Origin of the sequence: Enterobacter sp. EC_64 (assembly GCF_019584165.1) — a bacterium.
GTDB classification, from domain to species: Bacteria; Pseudomonadota; Gammaproteobacteria; order Enterobacterales; family Enterobacteriaceae; genus Enterobacter; species Enterobacter roggenkampii.
Genome location: NZ_VDAS01000042.1, coordinates 1 through 18945, shown reverse-complemented (window position 1 = coordinate 18945; position 18945 = coordinate 1). Strand labels below are relative to the sequence as shown.

Below are 18945 nucleotides of genomic sequence, written 5' to 3'. Positions count from 1 at the left end.
TACTGCTGAATTCACTGTCGGCGAAGGTAAGTTGATGACTCATGATGAACCCTGTTCCATGGCTCCAGATGACAAACATGATCTCATATCAGGGACTTGTTCGCACCTTCCCTAGGGGGAGCTGGAAATTTAGCGCGAAATTATTGCGCAAGATACTTGGGAATAAAAGTAAGGCTGGGTCCAAATTTTAAATCCTCAAGTCAATTGAAAGCATCCGATTTGTTTCCTAACGAAAAAGAGGATTATATTTTGAAATATCTCAAAAACTCCGATCTTTCAGAAAATAAATTATTCCCCGTTTCGGAAATAAAAGTAGAGAGTTAGCTATAAGTCTGTTTACTTTTCTTGTTTAACATTCTGAGTATAGCCCAATTAATGTGGGCTATTTTTTTTGGTCACTGCCAGTGGATTTGTTGCTGGCCGGATGATGTAGGGTGCGGAGTCGCTGGTACGACTATCCCCGGCGATACGATAAATCGTTCTACCGTCTCAGTTGTTACAAACGTTGCGCTGCAGTTGATGTTAGTGCACTGGTGATAACGCTCTTTGGTCGTGTCAGTAAAATAGCGACTTGTGCGGGCGTGAGCGGCAAAATGGCATTTTGGACAGTGAAACATGGCGAGCACCTCATTTAATTTCCGATGCGTTAATTTTACCCACTTTATCCTTATATAACAAACACATAAAAACAAATCACTGCGTTATTTCTTCGCTTTCGTACTCCACATCCGAAACCTTAACCTCAAGCTCTAAGCCCGTCGTGTAGCCGTTGCTGTTGAGGTTATGCACCACCCGGCTGATTATCCACGCCTGATCGTCTATGACGCGCTTAAACCCTTTCACCGCGACTGGCGTTTCAGGAAATAAATCTGCCCGGCCAATCGCCAGCGAGATTGAAAACTCCACAACGCCTCGCTGCAGCTTGTCCCACTTCGCCTGAGCGGCGCGCATAGCCTGCGCCTTTGTCGCGTAGATGGTTGTAAGCTCCAGCACGTTGTCAGACTCACCGGCCATGTACTCACCCTCGCGTGCTTCCTGCTCTTTTTGGGCTTTAGTCTTTGCCGGGGCTTTGGTCGCTTTCGGGTGCTGCAGCGCGCGGAGGTGCTTCTCTTTGGGCTTACGCTTGAGCTTCACCTTTTGCTTTTGCGGCTTCGGGTCTTTGGTGTGCAGCCATTTTGCCGACACGCCGGTGTAGGCTTCCCGGTCAGCAATGGCAAACTGATGACGATCGCCGTCGCCGCGCTCAAGCGTTATCTGCGGAATGGGCTTCCCGCTGGCAGTCTTACCGCTCCCCGCTTTCAGGAATAACAGTTTCCCCGCTTTTACCGAAACCGACGCCCCGTTCCGTTCAGCCAGGCGGGACAGAAACACCGCGTCGGATTCCTGCGACTGGTCAATATGAGGCACTACGACGGCTTTCAGCGTGTCGGCCACGCTGGCCGTCAGTTTATTGTGTGCCGCAATCGTCTCCACAATTTGCCCGAGCGTGGTGTCATGCCATGACTGTTCCCGACGCGAGTTCAGCGTCCCGCGAAAATCGGCGCTGCGCCCTCGGATGGTCAGCGTATCAGGTGCGCCCCTGTGCTCGATTTCGTCGACCGTGAAACTCCCCTTATTCAACAAGGCGGAGTCCTGCCAGCCTAACCACAACGTCAGCTTTGCGCCTCTCGGTGGCAACTCGACAAGCCCGTCGGTGTCGTCGAGCTCGATATCGAGCTGGTCGGCTTCAAATCCGCGATTGTCGGTCATGGTCAGACTGATAAGTCGATCGCTGAAATTCTGCGTAATATCCGCACCGTCGAGCGTGAGCATAAACGCCGGGGCAATCTTCGCCCCGGTCTGAATATCCATTCCCGTAATCATCCTGCCAGCCCTCCTAGCCAGTCACCGGCTGACGTGACCAGATTGTCGGCCTGCGTTTTCAGGTCGCCGTACATGGCCGCCAGCGATTTGTCGATCCGCTTTAAGGATTACAACATCGAGGCCGAGTAATCCCCGTTAAAATGCCATCTTCGGGCGGCACTTCCTCAGAGCTCACCAGACGCCACGTAACCCCGCCGCCGGCACGATTCAACCTCACCGCTCAGCACGCCGCCACGACGCGCACAGACGCGCAAAATAAATCCTGTCACCAAGTCTGGCGCTCAGTGTTATCCCCGCCTCGCCTGCCCGCTTCATGGGGGGTTTTAATGCAGATGCACGAATAGGCTTAGACCGCATAAGCCCTGATACTATATGAAGTGTGAGAGGACCTAATAAAATGCATTTTAATGCAGCATACACATGCACAGATGATTGACCCCAATAATCAAGTTTATTAGCATCTTATGTTTTAGGATTTTTTCATGTACATAGACAACTCAGCACTGACATTACGAAATTTTTTCATCAGCCTCAAAGACCAAAATACTAACCTAATAGTAAAAAATGCCTTATTGGTAGCGTTTGAGTTAGAACATACTAAAGATAATCAAATTTTATTATGGGATAAGATCTCTAAACTTATGAGCTTGCCTAAAAAAATAGAGGATGCATTACAAGATTATTTCCCTGATGATGAAATTACCGCACCAAACTGGAGACCCTGTGTTGATAAGTTCTTTGCACAATTAAGCCTTGTCGAACCTCTTCCAAATGCCACACAAAGAATATCTGACGCTGCATTAAATGATTTAGGCATGATCTCTTTATTATTCAAAACTAAGGGGGAAATTGGAAAAATCAAAGATGAGCAATTAATTGATATAAAGCAACAATTGTTAGAATTGAAGGATTCGATAATCAATTCTGATTTCTCAATAGAGCTTAAAAAAGAAATATTACATTATGTTAATAATATGATAAGGGCTTTTGACGATTATGAAATAACAGGTATTGAACCAATAATTTCTGCAACAGAGGCAACTATGGGACATGCTTGCATGTCTGAGTCATTTAATCAAGTCGTGACCACGACAGAAGAAGGCTCTAAACTTAAGAACATTTTGAAAAAGACAATCTCATCAATTAATAGTGTTGAAGGTCTTGTCAGTCTTGGAGCTAACGGCGTTACCCTCCTGGAGTTCTTTGATAAATAACATAAATTAACTCCTCGCGGTGCGAACTGTTCAACCCCGCCAGTACTGAAAACGAGCTTCAGCACCGGCGGTGTTTCCTATGGTCGATTTGGCAACGGGATTATCGGACCTCTCGCTGGTGTGAGCGACTTAATTTTCTAACTGTTGTTTTCATGCAGCCGCCCGTAATTACCCATTACAATTTCGGCACAACCTACCAGCTCGACGGACATCAGGTTTTAATTAATTATTTATCGCTGAGATAGGTATATTAGCGCCATAGGCCTTATATTTTCGCTCTTATGCTGCGGGATTTTTCGGAGTATTTTGTACATTTAGCAGCCATCCTTACGAATATAATCAACATTGTTCTATTTTATACCCACCTTATCCATTGCTTCTTCATAAATCCCCGCCACTTTCGAACCGGAATAGCGTTTCAATATGCTAGGAAGTTTCCTGAGGCCAGTTATGCTGAATTCAGGCGAACCCTCAAAGTGTTAAGCCCGATTTACCGGCCGGACAAGCAACACATGCGCTACGACACTCTTTCGCCACGCACTTTATGATTAACGGAGGCAACATCATCACACTGCAGAGGATCTTAGGTCATACAAAAATTGCTCAGACAATGGTCTATGCGCACTTCGCTCCTCAGTACTTGCAGGACGCGATTTCGCTTAACCCGTTGAAGGGTGCTAATGGTGGTCAGAGTGTCCACAATGTGTCCACACCCTAGCCGCTTTTTATGGCTTTTGACTGCTAGTAGTAAAACGTGAAGCCTTGTCTGGCGCGGCTTTCAAGTTACGCCAGACATTAAAAAGGCTCCCGCAGGAGCCTTTCATCAATCAATGCAGCGACGCTAACCTCGCCGCAAACCCGACAAACAGCAGCCCTATCAGCCCGTTCCCCAGCTTTGCCAGTTTCTTTTTCGTTTTGAGATAGCGCGTGACAAACGCACCGGAGAAGATCAGGAAGCTCATATACATGAAGCTTATCAACTCAAGCGTCGTCGCGAGGATAAGGAAAGAGGTACCGGTGTTCTGCGCATTCACGTCGATGAACTGAACAAAGAACGATACGTAGAACAGAATCGCTTTTGGATTCGTCAGGCTCAGCACCAGCGAACGTTTCATGATCGTGCTGGCAGGCTCGGTGCCGCTTTCCTGAGCGTGATTCTGGCGGGTAATGACCGACCAGAGCATTTTGCCGCCCAGCCACAGCAGGTAGAAGGCGCCGAGATAGCGCACGATATTAAACAGTACCGGCGTGGTCTGGATTAATGCCGCGACGCCCGCCCAGGCAAGAAACATCAGCACCGCATCGCCGATAAATACACCCGTGGCGGCCAGGTACCCTTTTTTAACGCCGTGTCCAATTCCAGTTTTAAGCACAAACAGGGTATTCGGCCCCGGTACCAGCACGATAAAAAACGCGCCAACAACATACGTCCAGAAATTCAGTACGCCAAACTCCGCAAACACTTCTTCTCCCTCCTTTTGCTCAACACAACAGGAATAGCGCTGCAACCACGCTACTCCCAAAAATCAGATCCTATAAAATCAGCGGGCACCATTACGGTGCCCTCATGGTACTCAGATATCCTGGACGGCGAACAGCAACGCGTTGCGGTGCCGGGTCATTCCACATTTTCTGATGGCGTGAATACGCATATTGCGGCGGGATTGTGCTTCCAGCCAACGAGCCTTGCGACGACTCACCTGTCGCAACATGCGCCAGCGCCCTACTTCTGTTCTACTGCGCTTCATGTCTACAACTCTTTCTCAAACAGAGACGCCATTATAAACCCAACCCGGCTGCAAACCAGCGTTATTACCTGGCGTTTTTATTTGCCAGATGAATCCTGATGCGTACACTCATAACAATACGCTTTCAAAAGGATTTTTTTACCTATGACAACCTTCTACACCGTGGTGAGTTGGCTGGTCATTTTGGGATACTGGCTGTTAATCGCGGGTGTGACGTTACGCATCCTGATGAAGCGCAGAGCCGTACCCTCTGCCATGGCCTGGCTTCTGATCATCTACATCCTGCCGCTGGTGGGAATTATCGCCTATCTCTCTTTCGGTGAGCTTCATCTCGGTAAACGCCGCGCCGAGCGGGCCCGCGCCATGTGGCCCTCCACCGCGAAGTGGCTGAACGACCTTAAAGCCTGCAAGCATATCTTTGCCGAGGAGAACAGCAGCGTCGCCTCGTCACTGTTTAAGCTGTGCGAGCGCCGTCAGGGGATTGGCGGCGTTAAGGGTAATCAGCTCCAGTTGCTGACCTCGTCCGACGACGTTATGCAGGCGTTAATCCGCGATATCCAGCTGGCGCGTCATAATATCGAGATGGTTTTCTATATCTGGCAGCCCGGCGGGATGGCTGACCAGGTCGCGGAATCCCTGATGGCCGCGGCGCGACGCGGCATTCACTGCCGTCTGATGCTTGACTCTGCGGGCAGCGTGGCATTTTTCCGCAGTCCCTGGGCAGGGATGATGCGCAATGCCGGTATCGAAGTGGTCGAGGCGCTGAAGGTTAACCTCCTGCGCGTGTTTCTGCGCCGGATGGACCTTCGTCAGCACCGTAAAATGATCATGATCGATAACTATATTGCCTACACCGGCAGCATGAACATGGTTGACCCGCGCTTCTTTAAACAGGACTCGGGCGTGGGCCAGTGGGTGGATTTGATGGCGCGCATGGAGGGGCCGATTGCCACCTCGATGGGCATCGTCTACTCCTGCGACTGGGAGATAGAGACCGGCAAACGCATCCTCCCGCCACCACCGGACGGCAATATTATGCCGTTTGAAGAGGCCAGCGGTCACACTATTCATACCATTGCTTCCGGGCCGGGCTTCCCGGAGGATTTGATTCATCAGGCGCTGCTGACGGCGACCTACTCGGCGCGTGAATATCTGATCATGACGACGCCCTACTTTGTTCCCAGCGATGACCTCCTGCACGCGATCTGTACCGCGGCGCAGCGCGGCGTCGATGTGAGCATTATTTTGCCGCGCAAAAATGACTCCCTTCTGGTGGGCTGGGCCAGCCGGGCATTCTTTAGCGAACTGCTGGCTGCAGGGGTGAAGATCTACCAGTTCGAAGGTGGATTGCTCCACACCAAAAGCGTGCTTGTCGACGGCGAGTTAAGCCTGGTGGGAACGGTGAACCTGGATATGCGCAGCCTGTGGCTCAACTTTGAAATCACGCTGGTTATTGATGATGCCGGCTTTGGCGGCGATCTCGCGGCGGTGCAGGATGATTATATCTCCCGCTCGCGGCTGCTGGATGCCAGACTGTGGGTAAAACGTCCGCTGTGGCAGAGAATTGCCGAACGACTGTTTTACTTCTTTAGTCCGTTGCTGTAAAACGTGCCCAACGATGTTAAACAGGTAGTCATCATGGAAATGGATCTGAACAATCGCCTGACCGAAGACGAAACGCTCGAGCAGGCCTATGACATTTTTCTCGAACTGGCGGTTGATAACCTCGATCCCGCAGACGTGATCCTCTTTAATCTGCAGTTCGAAGAGCGCGGCGGTGCCGAACTGTTCGACCCTTCAGAAGACTGGGCTGAGCATGTGGATTTCGACCTGAACCCTGACTTCTTCGCCGAAGTGGTGATCGGGCTGGCCGATGAAGACGGTGGCGAAATTAATGATATCTTCGCTCGCGTCCTGCTCTGCCGTGAGAAAGACCACAAGCTGTGCCATATTCTCTGGCGCGAATAATAAAAAAGGCTGCGATTGCAGCCTTTTTTATTTACTCCGGCAACGGATTTCCGCAGCGGTGACAAAAACGCGCGTTGAGTTCATGTTCCCCCTGATGACATCGCGGACATTTGCGCTGCTGCTTGCGGCTCTGAAATGCGCTGCTCATGTGCGTGGTAATCAGCCCGGTCGGAATGGCAATGACCGAATAGCCAATCAAAATCAGCACTGAGGCCACAATTCGCCCCAGCGGCGTATGGGGCGTGATATCCCCGTACCCCACGGTCGTTACGGTCACGATCGCCCAGTAGACGGACGCATTGAGCGTCGTAAAGCCATATTTCGGCCCCTCAATCAGATACATCAGTGCGCCAAAAACAATCATGACAATGGCAATAAACGAATAGAACAGAATAAGCTGATGACGGGCGCTGACGATTGCGCTCCAGAATATGCGCAGTGAGGGCATAAGGCGCAGTAATTTCAGAATACGTAATACGCGAATAACGCGCATCGCTCGCCAGGCAAAGACATAGCTCAGGCTGATTTCCGGCCACAGCCACATGACGTAGAGCGGCAGAATGGTGGCTAAATCGATAAATCCCCAGAAGCTGAAAACATATCGGGCCGGGTTAGGCCAGGCAATCACTCGGAGGAGATATTCAGCGGTAAACACCAGGGTAATCGCCAGCTCAAGCCAGACAAAGACATGCCATTCGTCAAACGTCAGGTGGTATTGCGTCCCGGCACCCGATTCAATAAAGATGATAACCACGCTGAGGAGCGCAAATAAACCACAAAGACCCTCGAAGCGCCGTCCGGATACCGTTTCAGGATCGAATAAAACATGATAAAGCCGCCGACGGGCTGACGTGAATAAACGCGACACAGTGACCTCGCAAAAAATAAGGGCTGACATCATGTCAGCCCTTGCGATTATAACGGGTCTACTTTCAGGCAGGAAACCGCATGTCGGAAACTGCCTTCCAGAACCGGCCGCGTTTTCGCACATTCCGGCCCGGCCATAGGGCAGCGCGTGCGGAAGACGCAGCCCGACGGCGGGTTAATCGGTGAAGGCAATTCCCCTTCCAGAAGCTGGATGGTCTTATTCTTTTCCAGATCGGGATCGGGGATCGGCACCGCCGACATCAGCGCTTTGGTGTAAGGGTGCAGCGGATTGTGGTACACCTCGTCATAGGTGCCCAGCTCCACGGCGTGCCCCAGATACATCACCAGCACGCGGTCAGAGATGTGTTTCACCACGGCCAGGTCATGCGCGATGAAGATCAGCGACAGCCCCATTTCGCGCTGCAGCTTCTGCAGCAGGTTAACCACCTGCGCCTGAATAGAGACGTCGAGCGCGGAAACCGGCTCATCACAGATAATCAGCTTCGGTTCGAGGATCAGGGCGCGCGCAATACCAATACGCTGACACTGACCGCCAGAGAACTCGTGAGGATAGCGGTTGATGAGGTTAGGCAACAGCCCAACTTTCAGCATCATCGCCTTAACGCGATCGCGCACTTCCTGGCGGAACATCTTCGGATGATAGGTCCGCAGCGGCTCGGCAATAATCTCACCGATGGTCATACGCGGATTTAATGACGCCAGTGGATCCTGGAAAATCATCTGGATATCGCTGCGCACGTCGCGCCACTCGTCGGGCTTCATGCCCAGCAGATCTTTACCCAGCCAGGCCACTTTGCCGTCGGTGGCTTTTACCAGACCGATAATGGCGCGCGCAAAGGTCGATTTACCGCAGCCGGACTCGCCCACCACGCCCAGGGTTTCCCCTTCATACAGGCGCAGCGTGACGCCGTCCACCGCTTTCAGGGTCTTCGACGGCTGCCAGAACCACTGTTTGCCGTCCTTGATGTCGAAATGCACCTTAAGGTCAGCAATTTCGAGCAGGACATTACGTTTTTCATCTAATGCGTTCATACCAGCTCCTCCTGCGGCTTAAAGCAGGCGCGCAGACGGCCTGGTGCAAACTCTCCCAGCGGCGGTGCGCTGTTGCAGATTTCCATCGCGTGCGGACAGCGCGGCTGGAACGGACAGCCTTTCGGCAGGCGCAGCAGGTTTGGCGGGTTGCCCGGAATGGTCAGCAGGGATTCCCCTTCCGCATCGAGACGCGGCACCGCGTTCAGCAGGCCAATCGAGTAAGGATGCGCTGGCTGATAAAACACGTCGCGCGCCTTGCCGTATTCCATGGTACGACCGGCATACATGACCAGCACTTTGTCACAGATGCCCGCCACCACGCCCAGGTCGTGGGTGATCATGATGATCGCCGTGTTGAACTCACGCTTCAGCTCGTTCAGGAGGGTCATGATTTGCGCCTGAACGGTAACGTCCAGCGCGGTGGTCGGTTCGTCGGCAATCAGCAGTTTTGGCCGGCACAGCAGCGCCATCGCAATCATCACGCGCTGACGCATACCACCGGAGAACTCGTGCGGGAACATGCGCATACGCTTGCGCGCTTCCGGCATTTTCACCGCATCGAGCATTTTGACCGACTCTTCAAAGGCTTCGGCTTTGCCCAGACCTTTGTGCAGCATCAGGACTTCCATCAGCTGCTCACCGACGCGCATGTACGGGTTCAGCGAGGTCATCGGATCCTGGAAAATCATCGAGATCTGCTCGGCGCGCAGCTTGTTCAGCTCTTGCTCCGGCAGGTTGAGGATTTCACGACCGTTGAATTTCGCGGAACCGCCAATCACACCGTTAGCGGCCAGCAGGCCCATTAACGCAAAGGCGGTCTGGGATTTACCGGAACCAGATTCCCCCACGATACCGAGCGTTTCACCCGCGCGCAGGTTGAAGTTGAGATCGTTCACGGCGGTCACATCCCCGTCCGGGGTCTTAAAGGTGACGCGAAGATCTTTTACGTCCAGCAGAAGGTCGCTCCGCTGCTGCGCCTGTGGCGCGGTTGCCGTTTCAATCATTGTCATGACGGCGCTCCTTAACGGTCTTTCGGGTCGAGGGCATCACGCAGGCCATCGCCGATAAAGTTAAAACAAAACAGGGTAACGACCAGGAAACCCGCCGGGTATAACAGCAGCCACGGTGACACTTCCATTGAGTTTGCACCGTCACTCAGCAGCGCGCCCCAGCTGCTCAGCGGCTCTTGCGTACCCAGACCGAGGAAGCTCAGGAAGGATTCAAACAGGATCATGCTTGGTACCAGCAGTGAGGCATAGACCACCACCACGCCCAGCACGTTAGGAACGATATGGCGAACCACGATATTCCCGGTAGAGACACCGCCGACCTGCGCGGCTTCGATAAACTCTTTGCGTTTGAGGCTCAGCGTCTGGCCGCGAACAATACGCGCCATATCCAGCCATGACACCATCCCGATGGCCACGAAGATCAACAGGATATTCTGACCAAAGAAGGTCACCAGCAGGATGACGAAGAACATAAACGGGAAGGAGTTCAGGATTTCCAGCAGACGCATCATCACCGAGTCCACTTTGCCGCCAAGGTAGCCGGACAGTGAGCCATAGAGCGTCCCGACGATCACCGCCACCAGCGCGGCAGCAATCCCGACCATCAGCGAGATACGCCCGCCGATAGCGACGCGCACCAGCAGGTCACGTCCGGATGAGTCCGTGCCAAAATAGTGGCCAGACTCCATATCCGGCGCGCTGGACATCATGCCCCAGTCGGTGTCGAAATAGGTAAATTGCGACAGCATCGGGGCCAGGGTCACAAACAGCGCGATGATCACCAGCACCACCAGACTCGCCACCGCCGCGCGGTTGTGCATAAAGCGACGACGCGCGTCCTGCCAGAGGCTACGACCTTCCACTTCCAGTTTTTCACTGAAGTTTTCCAGCGCCTCGCTGTTTTTCTTACTCAACATCATGGCGTGCTCCAGTTAGTAACGGATTTTCGGGTCGATGACGGCATACAGCACATCGACGATAGCGTTAAAGAGAATGGTCAGCGCACCGACGAGAATGGTCAGGCTCAGTACCAGCGAATAGTCGCGGTTAAGCGCGCCGTTAACAAACAGCTGGCCAATGCCCGGCAGGCCGTAAATGGTTTCGATAACCATCGAGCCGGTGATGATCCCGACGAATGCTGGTCCCATGTAGGAGAGCACGGGCAACAGCGCCGGTTTGAGCGCGTGGCGGAAGATAATCCGACGCATCGGCAGCCCTTTCGCGCGCGCGGTACGAATGAAGTTCGAATGCAGCACTTCGATCATTGAACCACGGGTGATACGCGCGATACTGGCGATGTACGCCAGGGATAATGCCACCATCGGCAAAATCATGAACTTTAATGCCCCGCCGTTCCAGCCGCCGCCAGGCAGCCACTTCAGCGTAATGGCAAATATCATCACCAGTAATGGCGCGACAACGAAGCTGGGTATGACTACCCCGGTCATTGCCACCCCCATTACGGCATAATCCCATTTGGTATTTTGTCTGAGCGCGGCGATGACGCCTGCGGTGACCCCGAAAACAATGGCCAGAATGAATGCCGCTGCACCCAATTTCGCCGAAACCGGGAAGCTGGACGCCACCAGGTCGTTAACGGAATAGTCTTTATATTTAAATGACGGTCCAAAATCACCGTGGGCCAGCTGCTTCAGGTAATTGAAGTACTGGGTAGAGATAGGATCGTTTAAGTGGTATTTCGCTTCGATATTCGCCATCACTTCTGGCGGCAGCGTACGCTCACCGGTAAATGGACTTCCCGGCGCAAGGCGCATCATGAAGAAGGAAATCGTGATGAGAATAAATAGCGTTGGAATCGCTTCAAGACAGCGACGTAGGATAAATTTCAACATTGCCCGTACCTTCTGGCGTGTGCCTATATAATGTGACGTTGGTTAGACACCGTGGGGCGAGCACGCCCGCCCCACTCATTGCCATTAATGCTTGATAATATACAAGTTTTTAACGTAGATATTATCCATCGGGTCTTTACCGGTGTACCCACCTACCCACGGTTTCACCAGACGGGCGTTAACGTAGTAGTAAACCGGAACGATCGCGGAATCTTTATCCAGCTGCTGCTCAGCTTTAGAGTACAGTTCAGTACGCTGTGCTTCGTCAGTGGTTTTCAGCGTGTCGGCAATCAGCTTGTCAAACGCCGGGCTCTTATAGTGCGCGGTGTTGTTTGAGCTGTCGCTCAGCATGGTGTTCAGGAAGGAGGTCGGTTCGTTATAGTCCGCACACCAGCCGGCACGCGCCACGTCAAAGGTGCCCTGATGACGGCTGTCGAGGAAGGTCTTCCACTCCTGGTTCTCCAGCTTCACGTTCGCGCCCAGGTTCTTTTTCCAGATCGAGGCGACGGCGATAGCCAGTTTTTTGTGCAGATCGGACGTGTTGTATAACAGGCTGAAGGTCAGCGGCTTATCGGCGGTATAGCCCGCTTCGGCCAGCAGTTTCTTCGCTTCTGCGTTACGCTGTTCCTGCGTCTGTTTGAACCAGTCTGGCTCGGTCAGTTTTGCGCCATCGGTGTATGGAGGGGTATAGCTGTATGCCGGCAGATCGCCCTGGTTTTTCACTTTGTTCACGATGATATCGCGATCCAGTGCCAGCTTCAGCGCAGTACGAACACGTACGTCGGTGAAAGGTGCTTTCTGGTTGTTGATTTCATAGTAGTAGGTGCACAGGTACGGGTCGACGTGAACTTCTTTCGGGATCTCTTTCTTCAGCTTCTGGAACAGTTCAATCGGCATGTTGTTATAGGTCATGTCGATTTCGCCGCTGCGGTAGCGGTTGACGTCAGTCACTTCGGAAGAAATTGGCAGGTAGGTCACCTGATTAATCACGGTTTTAGCGTTGTCCCAGTATTGCGGGTTACGCTCAAGCACCATACGCTCGTTGACCACCCAGTCTTTCAGCTTATAGGCGCCGTTGGTCACGATATTGGCAGGCTGGGTCCATTTTTCACCAAATTTTTCCACGGCGGATTTTGGTACCGGGGAGACGGACGGGTGAACCAGCAGCTTATAGAAGTACGGAACAGGTTCGCTCAACGTGACTTCGAAGGTATTGGCATCGATCGCTTTAACGCCCAGATCGGTGATCGGTTTTTTGCCCGCGATGATGTCATCAATATTGGCAATATGGCCATATTGCAGGTAGCTCGCATACGGAGAGGCGGTCGTTGGATTCGCCAGACGCTGCCAGCTATAAACGAAATCTTCAGCCGTGACCGGCGTACCGTCGGACCATTTCGCATCTTTACGCAGATGGAAGGTCCAGACTTTGAAATCTTTGTTTTCCCATTTTTCTGCCACGCCCGGTGCCGGGTGGCCGTCTACGTCAGTGACCAGCAGGCCTTCGAACAGGTCGCGGTTAACGTTAGACTCAGGAACACCTTCAATTTTGTGCGGGTCAAGAGACTGAACTTCCGCACCGTTGTTACGCACCAGCGTCTGCTTCTCCGCCAGCTGAACACCTGCAGGAACGTCCGCAGCCATTGCAGCGTTTCCCGCGATTAGCGCAGTTAAAATCCCCGCCGCTACCAGATTTTTTTTTGTGATGATGGACATTGTGTTGATACTCCACTCATTATAATGACTGGCCTTCGCCAGCTGTGTAATCCCCTGTTGGGGCCTGTACAGCGCAGGAGTTTTTTTTGCTGCTGTCAGGTTCTTCTTTTACTGCTTGCTATCACCGACTTTTTTATTACTGACCGCTCGTATGGCAGTCTTGCGTCGATTCTTTACAGGCCTCCCCTGTTTGAGACCTGTTCTGGATATCCGGGATGAGAACCATATGAAAATAATTCTCATCTGATTGTTTTATGCTGCAAAATATTAGGCCGGAAAGTATCAAATGGCGTAATCGTGCGCCAATACATTTTGCAAATTTGTTAAGCAATTCTCTTTTACGGTGAGTACCGTATCGTTGAGGGCAGCCCTGCCGGACATCGAACATCACTATAAAGACATGATATTCAATAGGATAGAGAAAATTTTCTCTACAAGCGCGTCGCTGCGCTATCATCGCGTGATTTTGTACAAAAATTTAACAACTGGTTATTATTTAGCACATTCATCTAGGGGAATGTTGAAATTACTAATATCATTTCGGTTATCTCTCAGCAAGCCCCAGAGTATCATGTGAGTAAAATAACAGAGCGATCGAAGATTTTCTGCGCAGGCGGGGTAAGGCGGAATTAATAACCTATTGAAATACAAGAAATGAACATTATTAGTAGAATTTATTATGATATGTGAGCATTTCAACTTTAGTTATATGATTTGCTGATAATCACGTAAAAAAAACGGAGCCGTCGCTCCGTTCTTTCATATGAAGTATTAATGCAATAATCCGGGGAAAATGCTTTTAATACCCGTTACGATGAATTCGATCCCTAACGCCATCAGCAACAGGCCCATGATACGCGTAATGACGTTGATGCCCGTCTGACCCAGCAAGCGCACCAGCCAGGGTGCCATGCGGAACACGCCCCAACAGCAGAGCGCAAAAATGGCAATAGCCACGGAAAAGCCAATCAGGTGCATCAGGCTATGATAACGCGTGCCCCAGACAATGGTTGAACTGATGGCCCCAGGACCGGCCATCAGCGGTAAGGCCAGCGGCACCACGCCAATGCTTTCGCGGATGGCGGTTTCTGACTTCTCTTGTTTATTCTGCTTATCCTCGCCCAGCTTACCGCTGATCATGGACATGGCGATGGTCACCACCAGGATCCCACCTGCAATGCGGAAAGAATCTATCGAAATCCCGAAAAGCTGGAGAATGGCGTCACCCAGAAAAAGAGAGGTGAGCAATATGATCGCCACCGACAGGTTAGCGGTGAGGTTGGTCTTATTCCTGGCCGCCGCTGTCTGGTAACTCGTCATACTAATGAAGACAGGAATGATCCCCACCGGGTTGACCAGGGCAAACAAACCAATAAAAAATTTAAAATACGTTGGAAAATCAAAGAGCGTTTGGATCACGTTTTGCTCCGCTTATACATATGCCCTGGACTGACAATTTGTCATGAGAAATCGCGCTGAAGATACCCTTTTTATCAGCATACTTCACTTGAAATCTGTACCAAAACGTTATCATTTCAGGATGTTAAACATTTGTATAATCAATGATAGTGCCGCTTCCAATACTTACGTAATTATTTAACACTGGAAAAATCAGCACGAAATAACCCTGCTGAAAGGTATCAGCTTAGGGGAAAATTGACGCAGATCATGATTTCCGTACTCAGAAGTGAGTAATCTTGGTTACACCCCCAGGGAGGCCACCTGCCAAAAAGGGATGATGCTAAGGTAAGGCTCTTTTAGTAAATTAGTGTGCTGGTGTAGAAAGTAACTCTTTGTTTTATTTTGTGTTACGCAAGTGCTATCGGCTCTGTCTATACTGTGTGACGTATCGAGCGCTGGTTTACTAAAAGAGTTTAAACATTATCAGGAGAGCATTATGGCTGTTACTAATATCGCTGAACTGAACGCCCTCGTCGAGCGCGTGAAAAAAGCCCAGCGTGAATATGCCAATTTCACCCAAGAACAGGTTGATAAAATCTTCCGCGCGGCCGCACTGGCTGCTGCAGATGCTCGAATCCCTCTCGCTAAAATGGCCGTTGCCGAATCCGGCATGGGTATCGTTGAAGATAAAGTGATCAAAAACCACTTTGCTTCAGAGTATATCTACAACGCCTATAAAGATGAGAAAACCTGTGGCGTGCTGTCTGAAGACGACACCTTCGGTACTATCACCATCGCTGAACCTATCGGCATTATCTGCGGTATCGTTCCGACCACTAACCCAACGTCTACCGCTATCTTCAAATCACTGATTAGCCTGAAGACCCGTAACGCAATCATCTTCTCTCCACACCCACGTGCGAAAGACGCGACCAACAAAGCTGCAGATATCGTCCTGCAGGCTGCTATCGCTGCGGGTGCACCAAAAGACCTGATTGGCTGGATCGACCAACCTTCTGTTGAGCTCTCCAACGCGCTGATGCATCACCCGGACATTAACCTGATTCTGGCGACCGGTGGTCCTGGCATGGTTAAAGCTGCATACAGCTCCGGTAAACCGGCTATCGGTGTGGGCGCGGGTAACACCCCTGTTGTTATCGACGAAACTGCTGACATCAAACGTGCTGTCGCGTCTGTACTGATGTCTAAAACCTTCGATAACGGTGTAATCTGTGCATCTGAACAGTCTGTTGTGGTTGTGGATTCCGTATATGACGCGGTTCGCGAACGTTTCGCCAGCCACGGCGGCTACCTGCTGCAGGGCAAAGAGCTGAAAGCGGTTCAGGACATTATCCTGAAAAATGGCGCGCTGAACGCCGCTATCGTGGGTCAGCCAGCCTACAAAATTGCTGAACTCGCAGGCTTTACCGTTCCGGCAACCACCAAAATCCTGATCGGTGAAGTGAAAGTTGTTGACGAAAGCGAGCCGTTCGCACACGAAAAACTGTCTCCTACGCTTGCCATGTACCGTGCGAAAGATTTCGAAGAGGCGGTAGAGAAAGCGGAGAAGCTGGTTGCCATGGGCGGTATCGGTCACACCTCTTGTCTGTACACTGACCAGGATAACCAGCCAGAGCGTGTTGCTCACTTCGGTCAGATGATGAAAACCGCACGTATCCTGATCAACACCCCTGCTTCTCAGGGTGGTATCGGTGACCTGTACAACTTTAAACTCGCACCTTCCCTGACTCTGGGTTGTGGTTCCTGGGGTGGTAACTCCATCTCTGAAAACGTTGGTCCAAAACACCTGATCAACAAGAAAACCGTTGCTAAGCGAGCTGAAAACATGTTGTGGCACAAACTTCCGAAATCTATCTACTTCCGCCGTGGCTCTCTGCCAATCGCGCTGGATGAAGTGATTACTGATGGCCACAAACGTGCGCTCATCGTGACTGACCGTTTCCTGTTCAACAACGGCTACGCTGACCAGATCACCTCTGTGCTGAAAGCGGCTGGCGTCGAAACTGAAGTGTTCTTCGAAGTTGAAGCTGACCCAACCCTGAGCGTGGTACGTAAAGGTGCTGAACTGGCTAACTCCTTCAAACCTGATGTGATTATCGCACTGGGTGGTGGTTCCCCAATGGACGCCGCGAAAATCATGTGGGTGATGTACGAGCATCCAGAAACTCACTTCGAAGAACTGGCGCTGCGCTTTATGGATATCCGTAAACGTATCTACAAGTTCCCGAAAATGGGCGTAAAAGCGAAAATGATCGCGGTCACCACCACTTCCGGTACCGGTTCAGAAGTCACGCCATTCGCGGTAGTAACAGACGATGCAACCGGTCAGAAATACCCACTGGCTGACTATGCGCTGACGCCAGACATGGCTATCGTTGATGCGAACCTGGTTATGGAGATGCCGAAGTCACTGTGTGCATTCGGTGGTCTGGATGCGGTAACTCACGCCCTGGAAGCCTACGTTTCTGTACTGGCATCTGAGTTCTCTGACGGTCAGGCTCTGCAGGCTCTGAAACTGCTGAAAGAAAACCTGCCAGCGTCCTACAACGAAGGGTCTAAAAACCCTGTAGCACGTGAACGTGTCCACAGTGCCGCAACCATCGCCGGTATCGCGTTTGCCAACGCCTTCCTGGGTGTTTGCCACTCAATGGCGCACAAACTGGGCTCACAGTTCCACATTCCTCACGGTCTGGCGAACGCCCTGTTGATCAGCAACGTTATCCGTTATAACGCTAACGACAACCCAACCAAGCAGACTGCTTTCAGCCAGTACGACCGTCCACAAGCACGTCGTCGCTATGCTGAAATCGCTGACCACCTTGGTCTGAGCGCACCGGGTGACCGTACTGCTGCCAAGATTGAGAAACTGCTGGCATGGCTGGAAAGCCTGAAAGCTGAACTGGGTATTCCTAAGTCAATCCGTGAAGCGGGCGTACAGGAAGCTGACTTCCTTGCTCACGTAGATAAGCTGTCTGAAGATGCATTCGATGACCAGTGTACTGGTGCTAACCCGCGCTACCCACTGATCTCCGAGCTGAAACAGATTCTGCTGGATACCTACTACGGTCGTGAGTTCAAAGAAGGTGACGTTGCCGCTGTGAAAACAGAAGCCTCTGTCATCAAAGCTGACAAGAAAGCGAAGAAAAGCGCTTAATTGACATCAGCAGATGAAAAACCCGCCTTTATGGCGGGTTTTTTTATGTCTGAATAATAAGCCAGACGTTATTTTCTGTTGTCGTGCTGAATCGCCGTCAGCGAGCCTACAGACAGCGCTTCTTTATAATGCTTACGGCAGACCGAAACATAGCGTTCATTGCCGCCTATCACCACCTGCTCGCCATCTGCATAAGGTTTCCCGGCCTGGTCAAGACGAAGTACCATACTGGCTTTACGACCGCAAAAGCAGATCGTTTTCAGTTCGACAAGTTTATCCGACCAGGCGAGCAAATACTGGCTCCCTTCAAAAAGCTCGCCGCGGAAATCCGTGCGCAGGCCATAACACAGCACGGGGATATCAAGCTCATCGACTACCTCTGACAGGGCATGGACCTGTTCACGCGTCAGAAACTGGCTTTCATCGACCAGGACACAATGAATGGGCTGCGCAGCATGTTCTGCACGAATGTCTTCAAACAGATCGGTTTTCGGGTTAAACAGCCTTGCAGGCGACGAGAGCCCTATTCTGGAGCTCACCTTCCCCGCGCCAAAGCGATCGTCAATTTCCGCCGTATAAACAACGGTACGCATCCCTCGCTCCTGGTAATTGTACGAGGATTGCAGCAGCGCGGTGGATTTCCCGGCATTCATTGCCGAATAGTAGAAATAAAGTTGTGCCATTGGCCGTAAAACCCTAATCAATGTGTAATATTCCCGATGAGTCATTGTACCATATTTTGTCTGGTCATCAGCGATGCAGCGCACAGAGGATGCGGTTCAGTACGGCGTTCAGTACCGTCTGTTTAACAAAATAACCCGTTAAAACATGAAGTAAACGCATTCAGCCAGGCGACGAGGTTATAAGTTCAACCAAACATAACACTTCTTTTTATAGTGGAATCCGTGTTCTTTAAGATTCACTATTTATTAACTATTTCAGGCTTAACACCAGGGGTGAGAACTAAGGAAGGTGCGAATAAGCGGGGAAATTCTTCTCGGCTGACTCAGTCATTTCATTTCTTCATGTTTGAGCCGATTTTTTCTCCCGTAAATGCCTTGAATCAGCCTATTTAGA

General features: G+C 51.3%; 16 protein-coding genes and 2 pseudogenes. 5 read left to right on the top strand and 13 right to left on the bottom strand.

Annotated features, from left to right (window positions below; translation table 11 throughout):
* Window positions 1-395: 395 nt before the first annotated feature.
* From FHC52_RS21175 to FHC52_RS22850, 3 genes and pseudogenes are all read right to left on the bottom strand, one after another.
* A complete protein-coding gene (locus FHC52_RS21175) occupies window positions 396-617 on the bottom strand; it encodes a DNA-binding transcriptional regulator (RefSeq protein WP_128299424.1) in 222 nt (73 codons plus the stop codon).
* A gap of 76 nt (window positions 618-693) precedes the next feature.
* The gene (locus FHC52_RS21170; protein WP_128299423.1) at window positions 694-1863 is read right to left on the bottom strand and encodes a phage late control D family protein; all 1170 of its coding nucleotides are present in this window, start codon (window positions 1861-1863) and stop codon (window positions 694-696) included.
* Window positions 1860-1970 (bottom strand): annotated as a pseudogene (locus tag FHC52_RS22850) (phage tail protein); the annotation flags it as partial. The gene FHC52_RS21170 and the pseudogene FHC52_RS22850, both read right to left, overlap by 4 nt.
* Before the next feature lie 375 nt (window positions 1971-2345).
* On the opposite strand from FHC52_RS22850, the gene FHC52_RS21165 reads away from it, so the two are divergent.
* Both FHC52_RS21165 and FHC52_RS21160 read left to right on the top strand, forming a co-directional pair.
* Entirely contained in the window at window positions 2346-3077 is a 732-nt protein-coding gene (locus tag FHC52_RS21165) for a hypothetical protein (protein WP_106105790.1), read from the top strand.
* Window positions 3078-3511: 434 nt separating this feature from the next.
* Window positions 3512-3795 (top strand): annotated as a pseudogene (locus FHC52_RS21160) (tyrosine-type recombinase/integrase); the annotation flags it as partial.
* A gap of 109 nt (window positions 3796-3904) precedes the next feature.
* Here FHC52_RS21160 and leuE read toward each other — a convergent pair.
* Window positions 3905-4540: a leucine efflux protein LeuE gene (gene leuE, locus FHC52_RS21155; protein ID WP_008502792.1), complete on the bottom strand. Its 636-nt coding sequence runs from the start codon at window positions 4538-4540 to the stop codon at window positions 3905-3907.
* A 111-nt stretch (window positions 4541-4651) separates the two neighbouring features.
* On the bottom strand, window positions 4652-4825 hold the full coding sequence (locus tag FHC52_RS21150; RefSeq protein ID WP_021240326.1) for a YciY family protein: 174 nt from the start codon (window positions 4823-4825) through the stop codon (window positions 4652-4654).
* A gap of 144 nt (window positions 4826-4969) precedes the next feature.
* Between FHC52_RS21150 and cls the strand changes: the two genes are divergently transcribed.
* Complete coding sequence (gene cls, locus FHC52_RS21145) at window positions 4970-6430, top strand: cardiolipin synthase (RefSeq protein WP_008502791.1); 1461 nt, start codon at window positions 4970-4972, stop codon at window positions 6428-6430.
* A gap of 33 nt (window positions 6431-6463) precedes the next feature.
* On the top strand, window positions 6464-6793 hold the full coding sequence (locus tag FHC52_RS21140; RefSeq protein WP_006810881.1) for an HI1450 family dsDNA-mimic protein: 330 nt from the start codon (window positions 6464-6466) through the stop codon (window positions 6791-6793).
* A gap of 31 nt (window positions 6794-6824) precedes the next feature.
* On the opposite strand, the gene FHC52_RS21135 is transcribed toward FHC52_RS21140, so the two are convergent.
* From FHC52_RS21135 to FHC52_RS21105, 7 genes are all read right to left on the bottom strand, one after another.
* Window positions 6825-7694 (bottom strand): ion transporter, encoded by an 870-nt coding sequence (locus tag FHC52_RS21135; RefSeq protein WP_220420249.1) that lies wholly within the window; start codon window positions 7692-7694, stop codon window positions 6825-6827.
* Between the two features lie 14 nt (window positions 7695-7708).
* On the bottom strand, window positions 7709-8713 hold the full coding sequence (gene oppF / locus FHC52_RS21130; protein WP_220420248.1) for a murein tripeptide/oligopeptide ABC transporter ATP binding protein OppF: 1005 nt from the start codon (window positions 8711-8713) through the stop codon (window positions 7709-7711).
* Window positions 8710-9723 (bottom strand): ABC transporter ATP-binding protein, encoded by a 1014-nt coding sequence (locus FHC52_RS21125; RefSeq protein WP_220420247.1) that lies wholly within the window; start codon window positions 9721-9723, stop codon window positions 8710-8712. The genes oppF and FHC52_RS21125 overlap by 4 nt, the downstream gene beginning before the upstream one ends.
* Window positions 9724-9734: 11 nt before the next feature.
* Entirely contained in the window at window positions 9735-10643 is a 909-nt protein-coding gene (gene oppC, locus FHC52_RS21120; RefSeq protein ID WP_008502787.1) for an oligopeptide ABC transporter permease OppC, read from the bottom strand.
* A 12-nt stretch (window positions 10644-10655) separates the two neighbouring features.
* A complete protein-coding gene (oppB, locus tag FHC52_RS21115; protein ID WP_008502786.1) occupies window positions 10656-11576 on the bottom strand; it encodes an oligopeptide ABC transporter permease OppB in 921 nt (306 codons plus the stop codon).
* 84 nt (window positions 11577-11660) lie between these two features.
* Window positions 11661-13292: an oligopeptide ABC transporter substrate-binding protein OppA gene (gene oppA, locus FHC52_RS21110; protein WP_008502785.1), complete on the bottom strand. Its 1632-nt coding sequence runs from the start codon at window positions 13290-13292 to the stop codon at window positions 11661-11663.
* Between the two features lie 771 nt (window positions 13293-14063).
* Window positions 14064-14711 carry a YchE family NAAT transporter gene (locus tag FHC52_RS21105; protein WP_021240330.1) on the bottom strand — a complete coding sequence of 216 codons (648 nt, stop codon included), beginning with the start codon at window positions 14709-14711 and terminating at the stop codon, window positions 14064-14066.
* 478 nt (window positions 14712-15189) lie between these two features.
* Here FHC52_RS21105 and adhE point away from each other — a divergent pair, with 478 nt between their 5' ends.
* Window positions 15190-17868: a bifunctional acetaldehyde-CoA/alcohol dehydrogenase gene (gene adhE / locus FHC52_RS21100; RefSeq protein WP_008502783.1), complete on the top strand. Its 2679-nt coding sequence runs from the start codon at window positions 15190-15192 to the stop codon at window positions 17866-17868.
* A gap of 68 nt (window positions 17869-17936) precedes the next feature.
* Here adhE and tdk read toward each other — a convergent pair whose 3' ends face one another.
* The gene (gene tdk / locus FHC52_RS21095) at window positions 17937-18551 is read right to left on the bottom strand and encodes a thymidine kinase (protein ID WP_008502782.1); all 615 of its coding nucleotides are present in this window, start codon (window positions 18549-18551) and stop codon (window positions 17937-17939) included.
* Window positions 18552-18945 lie beyond the last annotated feature (394 nt).